This is a genomic window from Vibrio cionasavignyae (assembly GCF_050337155.1).
Classification (GTDB): Bacteria; Pseudomonadota; Gammaproteobacteria; order Enterobacterales; family Vibrionaceae; genus Vibrio; species Vibrio nomapromontoriensis.
This window is the reverse complement of the sequence record NZ_JAKJSR010000013.1, coordinates 88,752-112,057: the sequence shown is the minus strand read 5'-3', so window position 1 is coordinate 112,057 and position 23,306 is coordinate 88,752. Positions and strand designations below refer to the sequence as shown.

Here is a 23,306-nt window from a genome sequence, read left to right as displayed (position 1 = left end):
AAGTGCGATGGCAATTAGCAATATAGAAGAAGTAATTGAAGACTACCGTCAAGGTAAAATGGTTATTTTGATGGATGACGAAGACCGTGAAAATGAAGGCGATATTATGATGGCGGCTGAAAAAATCACCGCTCAAGATGTCAACTTCATGGCCACCCACGGTCGTGGGCTTATTTGTTTAACTATGACCAAGCAGCGTTGCGACAGATTAAAGTTATTTCCGATGGTACAGAACCCGACAGAGCCGTGGGCAACGGCATTTACCGTTTCCATTGAAGCGGCGGAAGGGGTGACCACTGGAATTTCAGCAGAGGATCGCGCGGTCACCATACAAGCAGCGGTTAGTAAAGAGGCTAGACCGCAAGATTTGGTTCAACCAGGGCATATTTTTCCTCTTGCAGCGAAAGATGGTGGAGTCCTTGTGCGCGCTGGGCATACCGAAGCCGGGTGCGACTTAGCGAGGCTAGCAGGATTTGAAGCCTCTTCGGTTATCGTCGAGATTCTGAATGAAGACGGCACAATGGCGAGACGCCCTCAACTTGAAATTTTCGCAGAAAAGCATGGAATCAAGCTGGGTACGATCGCAGACCTTATTGAATTTAGGAACAATACAGAAACGACCATTGAACGAATCGCCGAATGTCGATTACCGACTGAATTTGGTGAGTTTAACATGGTGACGTATCGCGATACCGTGGACAATCAGGTTCACTTTGCATTGCAAAGTGGCAGCGTGACAGAAGAGCCCACCAATGTACGCGTCCATGTACAGGATACGTTTCATGATGTGTTATTTTCTGCTCGTGAACCTCGCCATATTTGGCCGCTGCACAAAGCGATGCAAAAAATAGCAGAAGATGGTGGAGTGATGGTGATTCTTAGCCAACAAGAAAACCAAGAAGCTCAGATCAATAAAGTGAAGCATTTTGCCGCGCTTGATAAAGGTGAAGTTTCTCAGAACAGTAAGAAGCTAGATACCTCAAGGCGAGTCGGTGTTGGTTCGCAAATCCTATCGGATATAGGGGTGACCAGAATGAATTTGTTGTCGTCTTCTGATAAGAAATATCATTCCTTGTCGGGATTTGGCTTGACCGTGGTCGATTACATTGAAAGTTAGCATTGGAGACTAGGTTTCCCCTCGGCTTTGGGTTAATGGAGCGAGTGTTTATTATTGGTTGACCTTCCCCTAAGGGTAACCTTTATACTCGCTCCGATTATGTTTCTTCAGGTGTGGTATGCGTCTTTCAAATGCTCGCAAAATTTGGCTAACTCTTTTGAGTCTGGTGGCACTCGTTGTTTCAACGTTTGTCTCAGGTATGCCTGCAATGAGCATGATGGGAGGTATGGACGCTATGTCTGCCTCAATACCTTGCGAAATGAATCAAACTGCTATCACGCACCCAATACGTGAGTCACACCATACTAGCCAAGTGGCAAAGACCCACGGTCTAAAACCCAATGTTTTGAATACTGACGCTTCAGGCTCTCCTGCTGTGGTTTACCATGAGTCAAGCCGTGTTATGGTAGATTGCTCTGATAGCAGCGATATGGCTCACACGTGCTGTACTACGGCGTGTGGAAACACACTTGGCTTGTCGCCTATTGCACTGATTACCAATGGCCATAGCTCGCGTTTTTCGAAAAGAAACAGTGAGCACTTCCTTCCTATATTAACCCGCATTGAATCATTAGAACGCCCACCGACCATTTAATCTGATCTGAATTTTCGTTGAACCCTTAGCTTAGCGCTATGGGTTGATTTAATCGTGCTTGTTTTTTAGCACGCAGATTGGAATTTATTGTGAATCAAAGCATTAATGTGGTTGCGCTTGCTGTGAGCGTAATTCTATTCGTGCCATCAACGGTGTATGCAAAACTACCCGTTGTGAGCAAACAGCAGATACAACAACCTTCTGTCACGCTTTCTGAGCTCATAGAGTATGCGATTGCTAATGATGCGAATCGTATGCAGTACTATGCCCAATCGCAGTCAATGCGGGAGTCGGGTATTGCCAGTTCAACGCTTAAGGATCCCGTGTTCAAGGTGGGAGTCGGTGGCTTACCTACTGACAGTTTTGCATTGGATCAAGATCCTATGAGTAACGTTTCGGTAGGGCTGATGCAGCAATTTGGGCGAGGTTCAACGCTTGACTTGCAGAACCAAAAAGCTCAACAACAAGCCAATGGTGTCGAGTATCAAGTGGCTGTGCGAGAACTGGAGGTAGCGAACAGTCTATCTCAGCTTTGGTATGAGCTGGGTTTTCAACAACAGTCAGAACGTGTGTTGCTAGAAAATCAGCAACTGATGCAGGAAATGGAACGGTTTATCCAAACCAATTACGCCATTGGCAATAGTGAATCACAGGATCTGATCCAAGCTCAGCTGCAAGTCAGTAAATTAGATGACAAGCTGCAAGCAAATCGTCAAATGCAGGCGCGTATTATGTCTCAGTTTTCTGAATGGCTAGGGACAACATGGCTTGCGCAGCAACCTCAAATTACCGCCGCCACTTCCTCCGATTGGTATGAGTTGGAGCGACAACTCTCGCTAGCAAACCAGCGTGATTACTATCCATTACTCAATCGTCATCCGATGGTTCGTATTGCAGATGTTCAAATATCGGCCAGCGAGACTCAAGTTGCCATTGCGCAAGAGGCGTATAAACCACAATTTGGTGTCGAGGCGATGTACGCGCATCGTCGTGCCAATAATATGCGTGGTGAACCTGCACCGGATCTATTAAGTGCCTATGTCACCATGGATATCCCCTTATTTACTGGCAATCGCCAAGATAAAAATCACACCGCTGCCGAGTACCAAGTGGTGGCATCGAAATCCAGCAAAGATGCGTTGCTTTCTCAGATGAATGCCAAAGTGAATGCGTTAATGATGGATAGGCAAAATCTCATGGAGCGTACAGAGCGCTATCGTCAGAATCTGTTGCCTCAAGCTCAGTCTAGGACCCAAGCCGTTGAACGTGGTTATCAGAATAATACCTCACAGTTTAGTGATGTGATTACTTCTGCCACGGATGAACTGGCGATGGAATTAGAGGCGCTGAGACTCGAAACAGACTTAAGTTTGGTCAATAGCAATTTGGCTTATTTCTTAGGTGGGTTCGCTTATCGCGTTGAGCAGCCCACGGTGTCGACATCGTCAAATACGAGTCAATAAGTCACCGTTAATAAGCAAAGGTTAATAAACGATAGCGCCAATAAAGTACAAATTCTGAGAAGGTAATGGATATGAAAACGAGAAATATAGCGCTACTTGCTTTAGTTATTGGAGCAGGGGTAGGGGGGGTCGGTAGCCAGTATTTAATCGGGCACGATATGGCTCTGATGCTTGGCAGTCAAAATGGCACCAGTAGTAATGGTAGCGGTGATAGTAATAATAACGGTAATAGTAACGAGCCGTTATATTGGGTGGCGCCAATGGATCCGAATTATCAACGTGATCAACCGGGTAAGTCACCCATGGGCATGGATTTAATTCCCGTTTATGCGACGGATGCAAGCAGTGCTAACGACAAGGCGGGAACGGTCATTATTAATCCTGCCGTAGAAAATAATCTTGGGGTAAAAACAGAACAAGTAAAACAAGAGAAGCTTTCCCCTCGTATCGAGACCGTCGGGTATATCGCTTTTGATGAAAGTCGCTTATGGCAAACCAATGTACGTGTATCCGGTTGGGTGGAAAAGCTATACATCAATGCGGTTGGTGAGCGAGTCAATAAAGGGGACGTGTTGTTTAAGCTGTATTCACCTGAGTTGGTTAAAGCGCAGGAAGAGTTATTGAACGCTTATCGCACTGGACGAAAGACGTTAGTGACAGGCGCGACGGAACGCTTGCTGACTCTTGGGGTAGACAGGGCTCAAATCAACCAAGTGGTTAAGACGGGAAAGGCTTCTCAGACCATTGATATTAAAGCGTTCGGCAGTGGCATTGTTGCTAAATTAGACATTCGGGAAGGGGGATATTTATCACCCGCGCAGCCGGTGATCAGCGCAGGTCCAATCGATGAAGTGTGGGTCGATGCGGAAGTCTTTGAGCGTCAGGCGCAATGGATTCATGCCGGGAGTGAAGCGGTCATGACGCTTGATGCCCTATCAGGTAAAGAGTGGCGTGGAGCGGTTGACTATGTTTATCCCATTCTTGACCCTGCGACTCGCACCCTAAGAGTTCGCCTCAAATTTACCAACTCGGATTATCAGTTAAAGCCCAATATGTTTGCCAACATTGCGCTCCAGCCGACAAGCCAAGAGTCGGTACTCACGATCCCACGTTCTAGTGTCATTCGCTCTGGTGGAATGACGCGAGTGGTGCTGTCTGAAGGCGAAGGGAAATATCGCTCTGTACGAGTGGAGATTGGACGTGAAGCGAATGACAGGGTGGAAGTGTTAGCCGGGCTGACGTCTGCCGAGCGTGTGGTGACTTCTGCACAATTTATGCTGGATTCAGAGTCCAGCCAAAGTGCGGATCTAGCGCGGATCAATGGTGTTGAAGCCGAGCCAGAAACGGCGTGGGCAAAAGGAGAAATTAGCAGTGTTATGTCGCAGCACGCCATGGTGACGATTAATCATCAGCCTGTTCCTCAGTGGAATTGGCCCGGTATGACCATGGATTTTTCTGTGCAAGAAAACGTGGATCTATCGAAGCTAAAAACAGGTCAGCAGATTGAATTTGCGATGGAAAAGGCCACGTCAGGGCAATATGTCGTGACGGAGATTAAGATCAGCAGCGACGCATTGGCAGAGCAAGTCTGGGTTGATGGCGCGATCACAATGTTAATGGCGGACTTTGGCATGGTGACGCTTAGTCATGATGCGGTGCCAGAGTGGAGCTGGGCGTCAGGAGAAATGAATTTCACGACCAATGGTGAAGTGGCGCTTAGCGATTTTTCTGAAGGGCAAAAGGTTCGCTTTTTAGTCAGTAAAAATGGTGCTGAATATGTGCTTTCTGAACTGCAAAGTGGGGAGGGAGCATTATGATAGGCGCGATTATACGCTGGTCGATCAGTAACCGATTTTTAGTGTTGGTTGCCAGCTGCTTATTAACGTTAGCAGGGTTATACAGCGTTAAAAATACCCCGGTTGATGCGATTCCTGATTTATCCGATGTGCAGGTCATTATTAAAACCAGCTATCCCGGTCAAGCCCCTCAAGTGGTGGAAGATCAGGTTACCTACCCGTTAACGACGGCGATGCTGGCTGTGCCGGGCGCAGAGACCGTGCGAGGGTATTCGTTTTTTGGTGATTCTTACGTTTACATTATTTTTAACGATAAGACGGATATGTATTGGGCGCGTTCACGCGTGTTGGAGTATCTCAGCCAAGTGGCGCCGAATTTACCCTCACAAGCGAAACCCACGTTAGGGCCGGATGCGACGGGTGTGGGCTGGGTGTATAGCTATGTGCTGCAAGATAAAACCGGACAGCATGATCTCGCTGAGCTGCGAAGCCTTCAAGATTGGTTTTTGAAGTACGAATTACAGACCGTTGAAGGTGTCTCTGAAGTGGCGACCGTGGGTGGCATGGTGAAGCAGTATCAGGTGCAAATTGATCCCGCTAAACTTCGTGCTTATGACTTAACGTTACAACAAGTCAATATGGCGATCAGCAACGGTAACCAAGAAACGGGCGCGTCCGTTATCGAAGTTGGTGAAGCTGAACATATGGTTCGTACCACGGGCTACTTAACCAGTATTGAAGACATCAAAGCATTACCTCTCAAGGTCACAAGCAAAGGCACGCCATTACTTCTAGGGGACGTTGCCGATGTGAACCTTGGCCCACAAATGCGTCGAGGTATCTCTGAATTTAACGGTGAAGGCGAAGCCGTTGGCGGGGTTATCGTGATGCGCTTTGGCGAAAACGCCAGTCAGGTTATTGATAATGTAAAAAACAAACTACAGGCGCTACAAGGTGGGTTACCTGACGGAGTCGAAATTGTTGCTACCTATGACCGCTCAACGCTGATTAACGCAGCAGTAGACAACCTTTGGAAGAAGTTGGCTGAGGAATTTATCGTTGTCGCCGTGGTGTGCGCTTTGTTCCTATTTCATATTCGTTCGTCGCTTGTTATTGCCATCAGCTTGCCTATTGGGATCTTGTCGGCATTTATTGTCATGCATTGGCAGGGTATCAACGCCAACATTATGTCTCTAGGAGGGATTGCTATTGCCATTGGTGCGATGGTGGATGGGGCGATTGTTATGATTGAAAATGTGCATAAGCACATAGAGAAAACCCCGCTCACGGATAAAAACCGCTGGCAAGTGATTGGTAAAGCAGCGGAAGAAGTGGGCGCACCGCTTTTCTTCTCTTTATTAATTATTACTTTGAGTTTTGTGCCTGTATTTGCGTTGCAGGGACAAGAAGGCAAGATGTTCTCGCCCTTGGCGTATACCAAGTCCTACGCAATGGCCGCCGCCGCAGGCTTAGCGATTACGCTTGTGCCCGTACTCATGGGGTACTTTATTCGCGGCAACGTGTTACCAGAGAATAAGAACCCGGTAAATAGAGCGCTGGTGGCACTGTATCGGCCAATGCTGAATCTCAGCCTGCGTTATCCAAAGTCCATGATCTTGGTCGCCGTTGCGCTGATGGGGTCGGCGTATTACCCCACAAGCCAACTAGGCAGTGAGTTCATACCGCCTTTGGATGAGGGTGATCTGATGTACATGCCAACCACCTATCCAGGGATATCTATTGGCAAAGCGCGCGAGTTATTGCAACAGACGAATAAGCTGATTAAAACCATCCCAGAAGTGAACACCGTTTGGGGGAAAATTGGTCGCGCTGAAACCGCAACGGATCCCGCACCGTTAACAATGATCGAAACCACGATTCAGCTAAAACCAAGAGATGAATGGCGAGAAGGCGTCACTACAGAATCGTTGCGTAAAGAGTTCGATGACTTGATTCAGTTCCCCGGTCTCACTAACGCTTGGGTCATGCCGATCAAAACGCGTATCGATATGTTGGCAACCGGTATTAAAACACCAATAGGGATCAAGATTGCCGGACCTGATTTATCGGTCATCGAGAAGATTGGTTCGGACATTGAGCCAATATTGAATCGTGTGCAAGGAACGGTTTCCGTTTATGCCGAGCGAGTGGCGGGTGGACGTTATGTCACGATCGATATTAAACGCTTAGCAGCCGCGCGCTATGGGCTGAATGTCAGTGATGTTCAGCAAGTCATTTCCACCGCAGTAGGGGGCATGAACGTCGGGGAAACCGTTGAAGGACTTGAGCGATACCCAATAAATGTACGCTATCCACAAGATTATCGAGACTCGGTGGTGAAGTTGCAAAATTTGCCATTAGTCACGCCAAACGGGGCACGAATTGCCTTAGCGGATGTCGCAGATATTCGTTATGAAGATGGGCCGCCGATGATTAAAACCGAGAATGCACGTCCCAACGGTTGGGTGTTCGTGGATATCGCTGAACGAGATCTTGGTTCTTATGTCAGTGAAGCGCAGAGAGTGGTGAGCGAAGAACTCGTGTTGCCTGCCGGTTACTCGTTGGCATGGTCTGGGCAGTATGAATATATGGAGCGCGCCAAAGAGCGTTTAAGTGTCGTCGTTCCCGTGACGCTGGCCATTATCATGTTGCTACTTTACTTAAGCTTTAGACGATTAGGGGAAGTGTTCATCATCATGGGTACATTGCCGCTGGCGATGGTGGGGGGATTATGGCTGATGCACTTTCTTGGCTATAACTTCTCAATTGCCGTTGGGGTGGGTTTTATTGCTTTAGCGGGCGTCGCGGTAGAAATTGGCGTCATCATGTTGGTGTATCTCAATCAGGCATGGCATGCCCGAAAACTATCCGCTCAAGAGCAGCGAACGCCATTGACCGCGGCGATGTTAACGGACGCGATTCAAGAAGGTGCTGGGCTACGTGTACGTCCGGTGATGATGACCGTGCTTACCGTGATCATTGGTCTTATTCCCATCATGTATGGCTCTGGAACAGGTTCTGAGGTCATGCAACGTATTGCCGCACCGATGATTGGTGGCATGGCGTCGGCGTTGCTATTGACACTATTAGTCCTACCCGCCATTTATCAGCTTTGGAAGTCGAAAGAAATCCAGCCTGAAATTATCGTGATACCTGACGAAATTAACTCGAAGTAAATGATCGATATTATTTAAGAAAGAGGCCGCTTTGCTATCGGCTAGGCGGCAACATCACTATTATAAGGAACAGAACATGAAAAAATCACTACGCGCGTTAACTCACACTTTAACCATAACGATGACACTATTTTCGGCAAGCTCAATGGCTAATGAAATGGACCACTCCAAGATGAATCATGCGATGCCGATGGAGCATGGCTCTATGGATCATGGCTCTATGGATAATAGTTCGATGGATCATAGTTCGATGGATCATAGTTCGATGGATCATAGCAAAATGGATCACTCGATGATGGATGATGCGAAAATGGACCACGGCAACATGATGAACATGAAAGGGTTGTCGGCGGTAGGCATGCCAGCTAAAGGCGCGAAGCCGGATAAAGTGGTTCATGTAGTATTAGGGGATGATATGAAAATCACCTTCAAGCGAAGCGTTGATATTAAGCCGAATGATGTGGTGCAATTTGTCGTAATGAACACCGGTAAAGTCGAGCATCAATTCTCTATTGGCTCAGTGACGGAACAGCTTAAACAGCGCGAGATGATAAAATCGATGCCAGCGTCGCAAGAGCTGCAAAAAATGGATAATGTTGTTTATGTGAAACCAGGTAAAGCAGGGCAGATTCTGTGGCATTTTCACGGTGAAAAACAAGTAGAGTTTGCGTGTAATATCCCCGGTCATGCTGAAGACGGGATGACAAAAACCATCGAAGTACAGTAATACTGTAGTGCTGAGTGAGCTCTGAGTACGGAATGGCGCGATAGTGGTGAGAAATGTCCTATCGCGTCATTGTCCGGAGTTAACGTAACAAAGCGAGGTTAGCATTAATTGGTTATGTTAAGCTTGCCACGGATAATGGCATATCCACGATGCTTAAATGTCTAACTAAACCAACGAGGCGCGATGTGAAGTCCCTTTTTCTTACTGCAATGCTGATAGCGGCACCTATGTTGATAGTGGCACCTAGGTTGATAGCGGCACCGAGCTATGCAGGCTCTTTGTGTCAGTCGAATGAAGTGGATGTCACAGGCTGTGAACTGAGAAATGGAAAAACCGTCAGTTTCTGTGCTGATAGTGAAGGGTTGATCACTTACCGCTATGGCAAAGCAGCCAAGGTTGAACTGAGAGTCACAGAGCCTAGAGTTGGAGCCATGAAGATAAGCAGTGAGTCCTATTCTCGAGGCGCGGCCTCCGAGTATCAAGCCGTAAATGGTCAATATTACTATGACTTTGTCGATGCATTATATGGAAGCAATGACGCGAATTATTTGCTATTAGAATTGGACCATCGTGGCGTGAATATTCCTTGGTTGAATGAAGGGAGTATGTCGCACCATACCATCAATAAGTCGTTAACCGTGTCCCATGAAACCAAAGGTGAATTGGTTTCGTTGCTGTGTGTCGAAGATAGCCACTTTTACGGAGAGCCTCATAAGCAAGCTGACTATATTCATATTATGAGAGAGGTCAGCGAAAAGTATCGTCATCATTTGCCAGGTTCCATCCCTCAATGCCAGGACGAGTCCGACTCTTGTATCACCATTTATGAAGATTCCAAACAAGAATTTGTTTTGGTTTATTTTTTGCCGATTGAAAATAGTGCGTTTATAAACAACCGCGCTTATTTGATCAAAGCGGTAACAGGCGCTATCTCAGAAGTTTCATTGTCGCTTCTCACTGAGGTAAAAGAAGATAAATCGCAGCCAATATTGTCATTGCCAAAGACGTTGCATTTAACGCTTGATAGGCAGCAAACGGTCGTGTCGATTGAAGCACGAAATGACTAAATACTTCCCAACTAAGTACTTATACCCACCTATGTTAGTCACACTGTATTAGCCAGAATATACACGCAATGTTCACTTTATTTACATGATGCCTTGACCTCAACTTAGCTTGAGGTTTTATGCTTACCCCAACAACAACGAAAGGGGTAGGTCATGCAAAATAATTATGTAAAAGAACTCGCAACAAAGACTTTTCAGGAAGACATTGCCAAAGAGTATCATCGCGCCCAACGGCGTTCGTTCCACAGCCCTAGTTTTATTGCGGGTCTATTCGCCGCCGTGATTATGGTTAATTTATTTTGAACAAGGGTGATGGGAAATAGCGGGGTATGTAGTGTCGTTGAAAGCTTGTCACTGAGGGAACTTTCTTAACGTGTAAATCAACTCTTTTTCTTGTTTAACAAGCTAAGCCAAACTAGTTTAATCTTTGAATGGATACAAACACAGAGGCTTAAAGAAACGATGAAAGGATTTCATATTCGGACAATGACCGAAAGTGAGTTAGACATAGCGGTCGCTTGGGCTGCTGCTGAGGGATGGAACCCGGGATTAAATGACGCTCAAAACTACTATTTAGCTGATCCGAAAGGGTTCTTGGTTGGTGTGCTGGATGGTGAGCCAATTGCCTGTATTTCTGTCGTTAGGTATGAGGATAGTTTTGGCTTTCTTGGCTTCTACATCGTTAAGCCTGAGTATCGTGGCTTGGGTTATGGTTGGAAAATTTGGCAACATGGAATGGCTTACTTAGACGGGTGCAATATTGCTTTAGACGGTGTCGTCGATCAGCAAGATAACTATCAACGTTCTGGTTTTGGCTTGTCACATCGCAATATCCGTTATGAAGGTGTCACTCGAAAGCGCGACGACACCACTGATAAGGTCGTGGAAGTAAGCAGCGTAGATGAAGATGATTTAAATCATTACTTGGCGGCTTTTTTCCCTGCGATCAGAGCTGAATTTAATCATGCATGGTTTACTCAACCTAACAGTGTGGCCATCCTTTATCTTGATGGTAATGAAATTAAAGGTGTCGGTGTAATACGCTCATGTCATAGCGGATATAAGGTTGCACCTCTATTTGCAGATAATGCCGAAATCGCTAATGAGCTCTATAGAAGCCTTCTATCTCACGTTGAAGAGACCGCGCCTGTTTATCTAGATGTTCCAGAAAGTAATACAGCCGCGGTGACACTTGCTCATCGAAACCAAATGATGCCGTGTTTTGAAACAGCGCGCATGTATACGAAAACGTCACCAGATATTCAGATTGAGCGTACATATGGTGTCACGTCGTTTGAAATCGGTTAATCGGTACTAAATTAATCAGTGCTAAAGTAATAGATGCAAAATTGATAGAGGCTAAATAGCGCTTTGCCTTCGATGGGAAAACAAAGCGCTGTTGGCCTATTTACGGGTTTTGCTTGGCATTAATACTAGCGTAAGTATGTAGGAGTTCAGTGAGTATTTTCACCCAACCAAAGGCTTCAGTGGGTGGCTCAATGAGTAATTTTTCAACGTGCTCACAATGCGTTTCTAGTGTAATAGCTTGTTCTAAGTTAAATGAAATGGCATAAAAGTGCCAAAGAACGAGTCGTGTCATTCGTTCACTATTTTGTTTAGCATTATCTGAATCATCAAACGCTTGCTGGATTTCACAAAGTGCTATGGCCGTCATACGCAATGTCGCATCCAATCGTGCCGACATCATACGTTCTTCACTGTCGACTTCTTCCTGTTCAAAAGTGAACAGTTCACTCATGACTTCTTCTGGCACCATCTTACTGATCATTCGCATACTGAACTCTTCGAGTTCATGACGTGGCATGGTGACAAGGCAGTTAAAGGTGTAATCACGAAGCATAAATAAGTCGCTCTAGTTAGCTATTGAATCGAACTCGCATTCTAATCTCTATCGGCAAATTTACCAGTGTTGAAATGAAAGTCGCATAATTTCTTGCGTTTTCGCCGTTGCTTAGTTAATAAAGCAGAAGTAACAATGTATCTATAAGTCTCAGTTTGAGTTTTCATTAGTCGTAAATTGATACTTATTGTCACCTTGTGTTTTTTGTCCGCGGTTATACTTACTCCGAACTCAACAAAAGGTACTCATTATGAAAGCAATCACTAAGTCGGTTATCGCATTAAGTTTTTTAGCGGTAGGATCTGCTCAGGCATTAGAAATCACCAGCAATGATATTCAAGAAGGTCATCCAATGGCTAAGACGTTTGAATACTCAAGCTGGGGATGTGATGGAGGTAATTTGTCACCGCAGTTGATGTGGAAAGATGCACCAAAGGGAACCAAGAGCTTTGCGATTACAGCTTATGACCCAGACGCGCCTACGGGAAGTGGTTTTTGGCACTGGATCGCTTTTGATATTCCAGCCTCTGTTAGCGAATTGCCTCGCGGCGCCGATATAAAAAAATTAGGCGGTATGGAATCACGAATTGATTATGGCACAGTCGGTTTTGGTGGGGTTTGCCCTCCAGAAAAAGAGGGCATGCACCGTTATCAATTTACCGTATGGGCACTGCCAACCGATACATTAAATTTACAAGCAAATACGCCGGCAGCGGTCGTGGGTTTCACGTTGAATAGTATGGCGCTCGATAAAGCGACGTTAACGGCAACATATACCCGATAATAGCGTATATCTACTAGAGTTTTGGAGTGGAATGGATGAGCAACCAATATCAAGTGACGTTATTTCGTGCAGAGCAGCTGCAACAATTACGCAATGTGCGGATTCATTCCCCGAGTATTATTCAGATCATATCAGGCAGTAAGCGCTTATTTTGGAAAGATGCCGCTGTGGATATTTCTCAATCTCAGATTTTGTTATGTGAGGCATCAGCATCACTGTGCTTTGAGAATCTTCCACAAAAAGGTCGGTTTTTATCTAGGATGTTTAGCTTTTATTGCCAACCGACAAACGCGATGCTTGAGCTGAGTGCCCAAAGCGCCAGTACGGCAGAGACGCCCGCGATAGAAATGGATATTGCATTGCGAGATACGCTCAATGCTCTATTTTCATTTGATCTGCATAGGATGAGCCAAACTACTCAGACATTTTGGGTGATGGGGCTGTTTCAACAACTCGCAGAGAAAGGGGTATTACATCAGTTATTTATTAATACTAGCGCGTTTAGTCAGCAGCTAAGCCATTATTTGTCTTATGATCCGGGTGAGGAGCATGCATTGGAAACGGTCGCTGAACGTTTTGCGATGAGTCGCGCGACGTTAATTCGTAAGCTCAAGCAAGAAGGTACTCAGTATCGTGAAGTGTTAGCTGAAGTGCGATTTAGCCATGCATTGCAGTTGATGCAAAATGGCCACGATAATGTTCTCAAATTAGCACAGCAGTGCGGCTATCAATCGGCTAGTCGATTTAGCCAGCGTTTTAAAGGCAAGTTTGGTGTGACTCCTGCGGACTATATGAAAACGTTAGCCTCAAATGCCTTACCTTAAGAACACGTGAAATGGCAGATTTTTGCAGATGTGTGTGAAAATGTCGCTATGCAAGATAACGTTATATGGATAAAAAACGGCCCAGCAAGATTTGCCAGGCCGTTTTTATTAATCATGGGGGAGCAACAAGTTAACCGATGAACGCAGTTTGCTTCACTGCCCTTACCTAATTCTTACCCTTTTAAGCGGGTATTTTTGTTTGATTTGTTTTTAATCGCGCGAGCAAAACGAAGGCGACGCTCTGCCGAGCTCTGTTCGTCTGAATTGTTAGTACGGCCTTGGCGATCTTTAAAAGCAGGTTTGCTTTGCATTTTCGTCAAAAGAGCATCACGGCTTGCCGGCTCGTAGCCTGCCAGTTGAACGCGCTTAATTCTTTGTTGAATCAGTTTTTCAACTTGAACAAGTGTCAGCTCTTCTTCGCGGCTTACAAATGAAACGGCATGGCCTTGTTGTCCTGCACGTCCCGTACGACCGATACGGTGTACGTAGTCTTCTGCAAGGAATGGCATGTCGTAGTTAACCACATGCGGTAAACCTTGAATGTCTAAACCGCGCGCGGCAACTTCGGTTGCTACCATCACGCGGGCTTTACCAGACTTAAATTCGTCTAGCGCACGTCGACGGGCGCTCTGTGCCTTATCGCCATGACAAAGTACCGCGTTGATTCCATCTAGCTTAAGCTCTTTTACCACTTCATTAGCGGTTTCTTTGTAGTTAACAAAGACCAGTACTTGCTGCCAGTTTTTTCTGCCAATCAATTCAGACAGTAGCTCGCGCTTACGGTCTTCATCGACCGGGTAAACAACGTGAGCAACTGTGTCTGCTGTTGAGTTTTCAGCATTAACAATAATACGCTTTGGTTTACGCAATAAATCTTGCGCTAACGAGTTCATTTGTGGTGATGACGTTGCTGAGAAAAGCATGGTTTGTGGGTGCTGAGCAATGCCATTCATGATGGTACGAATCGCGCTGATAAAGCCCATGTCTAGCATGCGGTCGGCTTCATCAAAAACCAAAAACTCGAGGCTAGCAAAACTAATGTTACCCAGTTCAAGGTGCTCGATTAAGCGACCTGGTGTAGCAACAAGGACGTCTACGCCTGCGTTAAGTTTACGCTCTTGAGAGGACATTTTTGCTCCACCAAATACGGCGGCTACCGAGATATCTACGTACTTGGTGTAGTTCTCGATGTTATGTGCAATTTGGTCAACAAGTTCGCGAGTTGGTGCAAGAATTAGTGCGCGGACTTGTGAGCGGCGGCGTGATTGCGGGTTTTCAACCATTTGCTGAATAATAGGCAAAGAAAATGCAGCGGTTTTACCTGTGCCAGTTTGTGCATGTGCAAGGATATCAGCACCACGACGAGCGTGTGGGATAGCCTGTTGTTGAACGGGAGTGAGCTTTTCATAACCACACTCAGTTAGTGCGCGCACAATATCAGCTGAAAAACCTTGTGATAAAAATGACATTCTTTGTTCCTAAAAGCAGTGGCTGTTATGGGTGCTTTTCAACACAAAAAGTAGCAAACAGCGGCTGACCAAAAATACGGTCGCTGATTATAGAGGAATAATCAGTGCCTGTGGTGACTAATTTTAGGTGTTGACGTAAATTTGTACAATGACAGGTGTCGGAAGGTAATAAAGTTTGTTCAGATACAATAAAGATAGATCGTTTTTGGCGGGATCAAGTTGGATGGGGGGTAGGTAAGCTAAAGCACTTCTGGCCCTTTCCGTGTTAGAACTATTGCTCGTATGAGTTCTAATAGGTGTCATTTGAGTAAAATATCCTAACCAACCTAATATGCAGTTAAGCACCTACTAGGAAGGCGATATTTAAGTCACATAGGTGTAAGCGTGTCATAAACCCCGCATTCTAGTTGCTGAGCACAAATATTAAGGTCAATCGAGTATATCAACAGCAAATTTGAGACTGTAAGACTCGTTTAAGACGCCTATGGACAGAGGACGGTTGGAAAGGTGCTGACTTCACTTCCCCTGAGTTCGTTGAAAAGATTGCGGATCTATTTGTTCAGACTGACCGTTGATCCTAATTTTAGAGATTATTTAAATTTTAAATGAGTCTAATAATCTATGGGTCTTAAACTTTAAATATACTAATGAAACTTGTAAGTGACCTTAGCAAGTTTTCTAAGTCATGTTTAGGTATTTCCTTGACGTCAATCTCAACATCTTCAATGAACACCTTGCTAATCACGTTTCTACATGCTTCTAACAATGCATCTAGCTCAGGAGGACTAAACCCTCTTAGTCTAAGTTTCATAGAAAGAATGGTAATTCGTTTGTAGTTTTCGACATCTACTTCATCGGCAAGGCTGCTTGCTTCTCTCAAGCGACTGCATTCAAAATAAAGCCTGATTGTACGCTCTTCTATTTCAGCAACCGTGTCAGGTATTAGTTTTTGCGAAGCGGATTTTTTCCATGTACGTAGAGCGGACAACGCAACAAAGGAAGCAACAACAGTCGCGGATCCAGCAGCAATCGTTGAAACGTCCTTCAAGAATTCCCATGATGTGAGATCAGAGGCGTTAGTTGCCATACCTCCATAAAAGCTAACTAACATCAGGAAAACTAGAAGTATCAATGTTACTGTTGATTCTTTCATAAGAGCCCAAGATTGAATTAATGGTTAAATATACCATGATTGATCAATGCTCTGTATACATAACAGCAGGTTAGCCCTATCTGGCAATATCAAATTTTAACCAGTTAGGGCGTAAAGAGAACGTGTGGAACGATACTTAATAGAGCGAAAAGAGGCAGTCCTCAAAAAGTTATGGCCATCCCATAACCTGACCATAGCGCAAGTACCAAAAGAAGAAGGCATGATCTGCATCTGAGAAACTGGACACTCACTAAGCGACTTTTCCATATTTAAAGTTATCCGCATTTCCTTAGTTTACGTGATTACCCTAAGTAGCTTTTGTCCAAAAGTGTTTCAACCTAATCAATCTCTATTGTTTTCCAAAAAAAAGAATAAAAGGACACACACCAAAAGTACAAGCCTTCCCGATGAAGTTCAGTTTGGCGGGTTCAAACAGCGTATCATTTCAGCGTATCAAACAGTTTGAGACTGGGCTGCTGTTTAGATGGTTAGTAGTACTTTCCTCAAGGACTTAATAAACGTGCACCATCTTTCTTTGGATTGGTGCACGTTAGTACCATAGAAAACATCCCGACAAGTAAGAGCATTTGATTTTTAACCCAACCAAATAGCTACAGTGCGTTATAGCCATCAGCAACTCTATTCATAGCCGAAGTAAAACCGATCGCCGAGAGTCGAACTTTGTTCCACTGTACATATGTGCCATTAACAAAAGCTTCAGCGACAAACTTTCTACCCGCAACTGACTTCGGAGTTTCCATACATTGTGTTTTGCCAACACGACTAGTAGTAAACCTAACCGCTTGCCCATTAATGCGATGAACCGTTTCTCTTGACTCATCACATACAAGATCTTCAGGATTCCCCCATAATGTCGCGTATCCAACAGTAATCTCGCCATTATTCATAGGCCAAGCAACCAGAGCAGTTCCCGAGTCAGAGAAAATGTTATTGTTAATCGAAAGAAAAGCTACGTTATTGGTATTTACTTCCCATTTGGTAACTATGTCATTACTAGCTCGCTGAGCCTGCGGAGAGTGGGAAGTTTTATGAACTTTCTTCTCGATTGCTTTCTCTTTCTGAGGTGCTGCTTGAGCAATGCTTCTCAAGTCTCGCTTAACACAAGAAGACCATGAACTAGGGCCTAAAGAGCGAGAGCAGGACTCATTTATCCACGCCTGAGTAGATGAATCAAGAGATGCTAAGTGATCCTCTGGAAAGTCATCATTAAATGCTTTCAAATCCCGTTTAACACAAGAGCTCCATGAACTAGGACCAAGGGAACGAGAGCAGGACTCATTCACCCAAGCTTGTCTCGATGAATTAAGTAATGAGAGCTGAGATTCCGGAAAGTCATTATCAAATGCGTTCAAATCGCGATTGACACAAGAAGCCCACGAACTCGGACCTAAGGAGCGAGAGCATGAATTGTTCACCCACTTACGTATCGAAGGCTCTGCGTCTTTCAGCCTTTTATCCGGAAAGTTATTATTTATTGCAGCCACATCGCGGTTAACACAAGAGCTCCAAGATGATGGACCCAAAGACTTTGAGCATGAATTGTTAATCCAGTCTCTATATTCAGGCGCTAGTTGGTCTAACTTGGATTGCGCAGACATCGCATGTGCCATAGTTGGCAAAGCTAAAACTAGAATAATAAAAAGACGAATAATCATTAATTGATACCTAGCTGTACACATTCTATTCCTAAATCACCGTCAACTCTGTCGTCGAAACCTTTTCGAGCAATCGACCCTAATTCTGAACGAGCCGCACATAAGTCTCTCGTAGAAGCTTCGCCTTTTTCACCAAAAACTTGTCCAGCTCTTTCATCACCAACGTAAAGCTGGAAGAAGTAGTAACCCACGAACAAGAGAACCAGTAAAATAATGTAGCGACGACGCTTTTTCTTTGAAAAGGTAGCTTCAATATCGCGCTTGGCTATCTCTAGTACTTGTAATGAGTCAGCTTCACGCTTGAGCTTGTAGCCTTTTTTAGAAAGGCTCTCAACCTCATCTTCCTCACAAATTACGACTGACTTTCTTTTAGTAAGAAGGGCATATTTCATTTCAATACTCTATTAACATGCAGCGATCCTTTATGCTCTAACATGTGAACCAGTATCCCTCTGGCATCTTGATAAGTTATTAATAATACAAAATAGCAAGTGGTTCTTTGAGCCGAATCACTTAGATGCTGTAAACGCGCATCATAGGTTCGAAGTACTGAACTGTACAGTCTGAATGTATTGGATTTTATGATAGGTTTGTCACTCGTTACTCAATGAGATCTGCCAATGACCTTGATGGAAAGAACAATGTGGTTAAGTTGGTGCAAAGTGTCCGATGTGGAACCCACTGGCTCATGGTTTACTTGGCTCTGCTCCAAAACAAGTTTAGATGTTAGAAAATCATCATAAGATTGATTTGGCCAACAAGCTATTTTCTAATTGTGCAACAAGCTGCTGCACAATTAGAAAATAACTCGAATCAGCTTGTTGGATAGACTCTAATACCAACTTTGCAAGAGGCCGTTGTAGCATTCATTCTGACGCGCTTCTGCCCCTTTATGAGCTTGGTGCGGGTATAATCGAATAGTAAAGCTTGTTGTATTACATACTTTTTCTAATATTGGGCTCGCAAAGTATGCAGTCATAGTTACTCATCCACTACAAATAGGAAATTTTCTTGATGCGAAAATCCGATAAGAAGATCGATAATCTGATTAGAGAAGTGTTAACCAAAGTTTGTGAAGATACCCTTAAAGGCTATGACGGTTTTGTTTGGGTGACTCATAAGGTTAAATTCTCGTCCTTCCCACAGAGCTTAAAAATTATCTGCGTATTCGAAACGAATCTAGATAGAACCAATTTTTTAATGGGAGACGGCCAGCAGCATGTCTCAACAACCATCCAAAAGGCGTTCAGCCAGGCTGGGGTCCAACTAAAGAATGTAGAGAAGCAAATTAGTTACGATGCACAAGAAAAGTTCGAGAGTTGATATAAAGCCAGAAGGCTAATGTCTACCCTCTGAATCAGTGCGATGAACTCTTGTTCACTTATCCCCGCTCTGACCGTGGCAAACTTACCTTTGACCTAAAGTATTTTGCACATTTTCTTCATATACAGTCATCTTATCTGTTCTGATTCCAATTTAGTCACACTTAATACCTATTTTTCTTGCTAAAAAGGTAGAAAAGTTTATGGTGTTATTAAGTTGAAGTAGAGAGTCGACATGTCATTACAGAAAAAACAATCCAAAGTATCACTAAACATTAAAATTTCATCAGACTTAGATTTTCGTCTTAAGCGAGCTAGAAAATCAGCACGTGAGCAAGGGTTGATGTTCAACGTATCTCAAGAAGTTGAAAAATTCCTTGAGAAGGAAGTAAAGAAAGTCGAACGTCACCTATCAATAGATGAAGAGATTAAAAGTAACCTAGAGGAACTTGGTGGACTTAATGTAGATAAATTAATCAAGTCAATGGATTAGGTTTAATTCGATAGTGTTGATTCGATTGACTTACAAACTATAGTTAAGCATGGAGATGATTATGGGAACAATAATTGGGCTATTGATTTTAGCTGGGGTCGATATATTCCTAAAGCGTAAAACAGGACTTCATTTGCATCAGTGGATTGCAAAAAAATATCGAGATTCTCATAAGAACAAATAGACTATTCTTGTGAGAATTACAGAACCCATCATTTCACCGATTCGATTTCAAGAATGCTTGTGGTGATTGTTTTCATTAAGTGATGACGACGCGTGCGGTTAAGTGAGCAAATTCACTAACAGTTTTCTGAGTTTCCCCTCATAATGCGCGCTCAGCTGTCGTAACGTCGATAAGCGACAGACGAATTGTCGTACGGTAGCGACGATGAATCGTATCATCAATGGGTAACTAAGAATGCATTATATGAGTTTGCAATTGGATGCGGCAGCGCAAGCTATCGCCGGTGAATTGCTAGAAGGGTTAGAAAACGAAGAGGGTTGGATCAAAATGACCGCACGAATTGCGGCGCAAATTGATACCAAACTGAATGAAAATGGCTACGTGGGCACCGTTACTTGGTTTAGTGATGAAGACTATATCGAGAGCGATATTGTCTATTCCTAGAGAATCACTCCTAGCAAACTACACTCGGCTCACTTCATCGAATTGATGTCTTTTGTAGAGCACGACTTTTTGACTAACGTTGGAAAGCCGTGCTCGTTGGTATCGAAACAGAGCGTTCCTGTTCCGAACCATTTTCATCGCTCCTTTTGAACCACTACTTTTCAACGGTTAAGGTCTTACCGAGTCGGCTGCTTTCCATCGCCAGTTCAATAATTTTTATGGTCCAAATCGCGTCGTTCGCTTCAACAGGTGGGCGACCGTTATTGCGTATCGACTCTGCCATGGTTGCAAAATAGTGTTGGTAATTGCCTGGCTCAGTAACCACCGTGTTGACGGAGTCTGCGTGATACAGATTACCGTAATGCTCCGGTGCTTCTTCTGTCCAATTTGGCTCTGATGGCGAAACACCCGCGATCAATCGTTCTTCTTGGGGATCGAGACCGAATTTTTCATAGCTACCTTTCGTACCTTTGACGCTAAAGCGATGATTTGGCGCAGCGCTAAAGAGATCGCCGTGTAACAGCGCGACGTGGGTGGGATAATGCAGTGTGACATTGAAGTAATCCACATTTGAAGAGCCTTCTCTTAGCATCAAGCATTGGGCGGTAATCGCGTCCGGCAAACCAAAAAGATCTAAAGATTGATCAATAAGGTGTGAACCTAAATCGAACAGAATGCCGCCACCATTTGTGGTTTGTTCACGCCAGCGTTGACGAACCTCTGGACGAAAACGGTCGAAGTGAGATTCGAAGTGTTTAATGTCGCCAATCTTACCTTCTTCGATGAGCTTTTTGACGGTAAGAAAATCACCATCCCAACGGCGGTTATGATAAACACTGAGTACACGTTGCTGTTTCTCGGCTAGCGCAACGAGAGTCTCGCCATCTTCTACCTGAGTCACAAATGGCTTTTCGATGATGACGTGCTTGTTATTTTCTAGGGCCTTTTTCGCCAATGAAAAGTGCACGTCATTGGGTGCGGTGATAATCACCAACTCAGCATCGCTGTTATTGAGCAGCTCATCGGCGGTGTGATAATGCGCCACGGTAGGCCAATCATTGGTAACGGACTCCGCTTGGCTGCTGCTAATCGCACACAGGTCAAATTCAGCCATGCTGCTGATAAATGGGATGTGGAAAGTTTTTGCTGAAAATCCGTAACCAATGACGGCGGTTTTGATAGGGGTAAAATCCATAGTGTTTAACTCTTCGTCGAAGGGGTCGTAAGAATGATGTCGATATCGTGCTTGGCAAGCTGACTGGCAATGTTAGCGGGCGGGGCTTGATCGCAAACGATCACATCAACGTGCTCAAAGCTGCAAACTTGGAAAAAGTTTTGCTGGCCAAACTTGCTGCTATCACAAACTAAAATGGTCGTTTCAGCTTGTGCGATCATCGCTTGCTTCATCGAGGCTTCGGCTTCGCTGCTGGTGGAAACTCCATGTTCTGATAAGGCGCAAACCCCTATGAATGCTTTGTTAATTCGGTAGCTTTCTAATTGCTTAGTCGCATTACTGCCAAGAATGGCACGATGAAACACGTCAAACTCCCCACCCAAAATATGAACCCCAATCTTTTGCTCTGCATTGTGTATTGAGTCTGCGCCACGAGTGAGTGTTGATAAACAATCGACCGAATTGGTGACGACAGTAAGCGGGGCGCGTAGGTACGTTGCCATTGCAGTTACTGTCGTTCCCGTATCAAGCAGTACATAGTCATTCGCTTCAACTAGGCTGGCGGCGAGTTGGCCGATGTCCACTTTTGCCTGACTAATGGTTTTTTGCTGATAGGCTATTGCATATGGAGTGACCGGAGAAATTATCGCACCACCACGAATGCGTTGTATACCGGGTTGTTGAGCAAGCTTGACGAGGTCACGTCGAGCAGAATCCCGGGAGATCGCGTATTGCTCGCAGAGATCATTAAGGGTAATTTTGCCTTTTTGATTGAGCAAGGTTTGCATTGCTAGTAATCGTTCATCTTGGGTCATAGCTTGTTGTGTCATAGCGTTTTGCGTCATCGTTATCGGTAGACTCATGTTCAAACCGTGCCATATGAGGCAGTTAACATGATTGTGTTTGTTAACGTAATGGAATTTGATTAAGTGGTTTTGCGTGATTGTAAGGTATATTAAGTGGTTTTGCACGCGTTAGCTTAGTCATCGTACAATCTTTGCTGTTCAGTGGGGGGCTTCACGATAGAGACGGCCTTTCGGGAGTGGTGTTTTTGATAGCGAGAGGACGAGAGAGAACTTTTTAATAAAGATGGATCTCAAGAGAATAGTCGCCTAAAATTATGGAGTTAGGTAAAGTATTTTCAAAAGCTAGCATCGATAGTCGATAGTCGATAGTTTATGTGCAATGTTGTATTCACACTCTTTTAGCCCCTCTAATTACTAGGTTTTCATAATCCGATGAAAAAATATGAGTTTATCGTTCAAGACGTTATCAGTAAGATCTGTCAGAATGTTATTACGATGAAATTGCCTTCAGAAAGAGAGCTTGCAGAAAGTTATGAGGTGTCTAGGTTTACCATAAGAAAAGCACTAGAAAAATTAGAATCTATCGGTATTGTTACCGTGAAGTCTGGTTCTGGTATATTTATTAATGGAGACATTAATAATAACCCCCTTGTGTATAACTCTATTACTGAAAATAGTTTCAAGAGTATGTCGTATAGTAAGCTGACATTGAACAAAAGAGTGATGGATTCAAATGAGAAACGTGTGTTTCTTTTGGACGATGACGATTATATATGGAATGTAAAGCGCTTAAGGCTCATTGATGGAAAAGTCATTCAAGTAGAAGAAGCGAGAATGCCGGTAAAACTATTTCCAAAAATGAATGATACGATTATAGAAAACTCTTTGCAAAAGCACGCACTCGACATAGGTTTAGATATTGAACAATATCTCACAACCTACCGTGCAGTAAATACTTCAAAAGAAGAAGCACAACTGCTAGATTGTAAGCGTGGTGCAGCGGCAATGAATATTACCAACCGTGGTTTTCTCTCGAATGGTGAAGTGTTTATTGTCAGTGATATTATAGATATAAATTATCAATGCACGTATCACACCCCATTTAATAGTAAAAACATTCAATATCGAGATAAAAAATAGCCGCAAAGCGGCTATTTTATTCATGGGTTAGAATA

Annotated in this window: 22 protein-coding genes; 15 read left to right on the top strand and 7 right to left on the bottom strand. The window is 44.2% G+C overall.

The annotated features are described in order from the left end of the window. Positions 1-7: 7 nt before the first annotated feature. The 9 genes from ribB to L4D74_RS10065 all read left to right on the top strand — a co-directional run bounded on the left by ribB (position 8) and on the right by L4D74_RS10065 (position 11,249). Positions 8-1,117 carry a 3,4-dihydroxy-2-butanone-4-phosphate synthase gene (gene ribB / locus L4D74_RS10105; RefSeq protein WP_428752016.1) on the top strand — a complete coding sequence of 370 codons (1,110 nt, stop codon included), beginning with the start codon at positions 8-10 and terminating at the stop codon, positions 1,115-1,117. A 118-nt stretch (positions 1,118-1,235) separates the two neighbouring features. After that, positions 1,236-1,712, top strand: a complete 477-nt coding sequence (locus L4D74_RS10100; protein ID WP_428752015.1) for a hypothetical protein — start codon at positions 1,236-1,238, stop codon at positions 1,710-1,712. Between the two features lie 89 nt (positions 1,713-1,801). Next, positions 1,802-3,175, top strand: coding sequence for a TolC family protein (locus tag L4D74_RS10095; RefSeq protein WP_428752014.1), 1,374 nt, complete (start codon positions 1,802-1,804; stop codon positions 3,173-3,175). A gap of 71 nt (positions 3,176-3,246) precedes the next feature. After that, on the top strand, positions 3,247-4,992 hold the full coding sequence (locus tag L4D74_RS10090; protein ID WP_428752013.1) for an efflux RND transporter periplasmic adaptor subunit: 1,746 nt from the start codon (positions 3,247-3,249) through the stop codon (positions 4,990-4,992). Further along, positions 4,989-8,147: an efflux RND transporter permease subunit gene (locus tag L4D74_RS10085; protein WP_428752012.1), complete on the top strand. Its 3,159-nt coding sequence runs from the start codon at positions 4,989-4,991 to the stop codon at positions 8,145-8,147. The genes L4D74_RS10090 and L4D74_RS10085 overlap by 4 nt, the downstream gene beginning before the upstream one ends. 76 nt (positions 8,148-8,223) lie before the next feature. Further along, on the top strand, positions 8,224-8,874 hold the full coding sequence (gene copI / locus L4D74_RS10080; protein WP_428752011.1) for a copper-resistant cuproprotein CopI: 651 nt from the start codon (positions 8,224-8,226) through the stop codon (positions 8,872-8,874). A 185-nt stretch (positions 8,875-9,059) separates the two neighbouring features. Next, positions 9,060-9,941 carry a hypothetical protein gene (locus tag L4D74_RS10075; RefSeq protein ID WP_428752010.1) on the top strand — a complete coding sequence of 294 codons (882 nt, stop codon included), beginning with the start codon at positions 9,060-9,062 and terminating at the stop codon, positions 9,939-9,941. Between the two features lie 153 nt (positions 9,942-10,094). Further along, the gene (locus L4D74_RS10070; protein WP_428752009.1) at positions 10,095-10,244 is read left to right on the top strand and encodes a hypothetical protein; all 150 of its coding nucleotides are present in this window, start codon (positions 10,095-10,097) and stop codon (positions 10,242-10,244) included. 159 nt (positions 10,245-10,403) lie between these two features. Next, on the top strand, positions 10,404-11,249 hold the full coding sequence (locus L4D74_RS10065; RefSeq protein ID WP_428752008.1) for a GNAT family N-acetyltransferase: 846 nt from the start codon (positions 10,404-10,406) through the stop codon (positions 11,247-11,249). A gap of 100 nt (positions 11,250-11,349) precedes the next feature. Here the strand turns inward: L4D74_RS10065 and L4D74_RS10060 are convergent, their stop codons facing one another. After that, a complete protein-coding gene (locus L4D74_RS10060) occupies positions 11,350-11,802 on the bottom strand; it encodes an exoribonuclease R (protein WP_428752007.1) in 453 nt (150 codons plus the stop codon). Between the two features lie 250 nt (positions 11,803-12,052). Between L4D74_RS10060 and L4D74_RS10055 the strand changes: the two genes are divergently transcribed. Next, positions 12,053-12,586, top strand: coding sequence for a YbhB/YbcL family Raf kinase inhibitor-like protein (locus L4D74_RS10055; RefSeq protein ID WP_428752006.1), 534 nt, complete (start codon positions 12,053-12,055; stop codon positions 12,584-12,586). 35 nt (positions 12,587-12,621) lie between these two features. After that, complete coding sequence (locus tag L4D74_RS10050) at positions 12,622-13,410, top strand: helix-turn-helix transcriptional regulator (RefSeq protein WP_428752005.1); 789 nt, start codon at positions 12,622-12,624, stop codon at positions 13,408-13,410. A 173-nt stretch (positions 13,411-13,583) separates the two neighbouring features. Here L4D74_RS10050 and L4D74_RS10045 read toward each other — a convergent pair whose 3' ends face one another. The 4 genes from L4D74_RS10045 to L4D74_RS10030 form a co-directional block, all read right to left on the bottom strand. Next, positions 13,584-14,879, bottom strand: a complete 1,296-nt coding sequence (locus L4D74_RS10045; RefSeq protein WP_428752004.1) for a DEAD/DEAH box helicase — start codon at positions 14,877-14,879, stop codon at positions 13,584-13,586. Between the two features lie 628 nt (positions 14,880-15,507). Further along, entirely contained in the window at positions 15,508-16,032 is a 525-nt protein-coding gene (locus L4D74_RS10040) for a hypothetical protein (protein WP_428752003.1), read from the bottom strand. A gap of 611 nt (positions 16,033-16,643) precedes the next feature. Beyond that, positions 16,644-17,708, bottom strand: coding sequence for a hypothetical protein (locus L4D74_RS10035; protein WP_428752002.1), 1,065 nt, complete (start codon positions 17,706-17,708; stop codon positions 16,644-16,646). Beyond that, positions 17,708-18,100 (bottom strand): hypothetical protein, encoded by a 393-nt coding sequence (locus L4D74_RS10030; protein WP_428752001.1) that lies wholly within the window; start codon positions 18,098-18,100, stop codon positions 17,708-17,710. The genes L4D74_RS10035 and L4D74_RS10030 overlap by 1 nt, the downstream gene beginning before the upstream one ends. 622 nt (positions 18,101-18,722) lie before the next feature. Here L4D74_RS10030 and L4D74_RS10025 point away from each other — a divergent pair. From L4D74_RS10025 to L4D74_RS10015, 3 genes are all read left to right on the top strand, one after another. Then, a complete protein-coding gene (locus L4D74_RS10025; RefSeq protein WP_428752000.1) occupies positions 18,723-19,031 on the top strand; it encodes a Fis family transcriptional regulator in 309 nt (102 codons plus the stop codon). Between the two features lie 234 nt (positions 19,032-19,265). Continuing rightward, on the top strand, positions 19,266-19,523 hold the full coding sequence (locus L4D74_RS10020) for a hypothetical protein (protein WP_428751999.1): 258 nt from the start codon (positions 19,266-19,268) through the stop codon (positions 19,521-19,523). 427 nt (positions 19,524-19,950) lie between these two features. After that, complete coding sequence (locus tag L4D74_RS10015; RefSeq protein ID WP_265674247.1) at positions 19,951-20,151, top strand: hypothetical protein; 201 nt, start codon at positions 19,951-19,953, stop codon at positions 20,149-20,151. A gap of 154 nt (positions 20,152-20,305) precedes the next feature. On the opposite strand, the gene L4D74_RS10010 is transcribed toward L4D74_RS10015, so the two are convergent. Beyond that, complete coding sequence (locus tag L4D74_RS10010) at positions 20,306-21,346, bottom strand: oxidoreductase (protein WP_428751998.1); 1,041 nt, start codon at positions 21,344-21,346, stop codon at positions 20,306-20,308. A 5-nt stretch (positions 21,347-21,351) separates the two neighbouring features. Then, complete coding sequence (locus tag L4D74_RS10005; protein ID WP_428751997.1) at positions 21,352-22,188, bottom strand: DeoR/GlpR family DNA-binding transcription regulator; 837 nt, start codon at positions 22,186-22,188, stop codon at positions 21,352-21,354. Positions 22,189-22,563: 375 nt separating this feature from the next. Between L4D74_RS10005 and L4D74_RS10000 the strand changes: the two genes are divergently transcribed. Beyond that, entirely contained in the window at positions 22,564-23,271 is a 708-nt protein-coding gene (locus tag L4D74_RS10000) for a GntR family transcriptional regulator (protein ID WP_265674244.1), read from the top strand. Positions 23,272-23,306 lie beyond the last annotated feature (35 nt).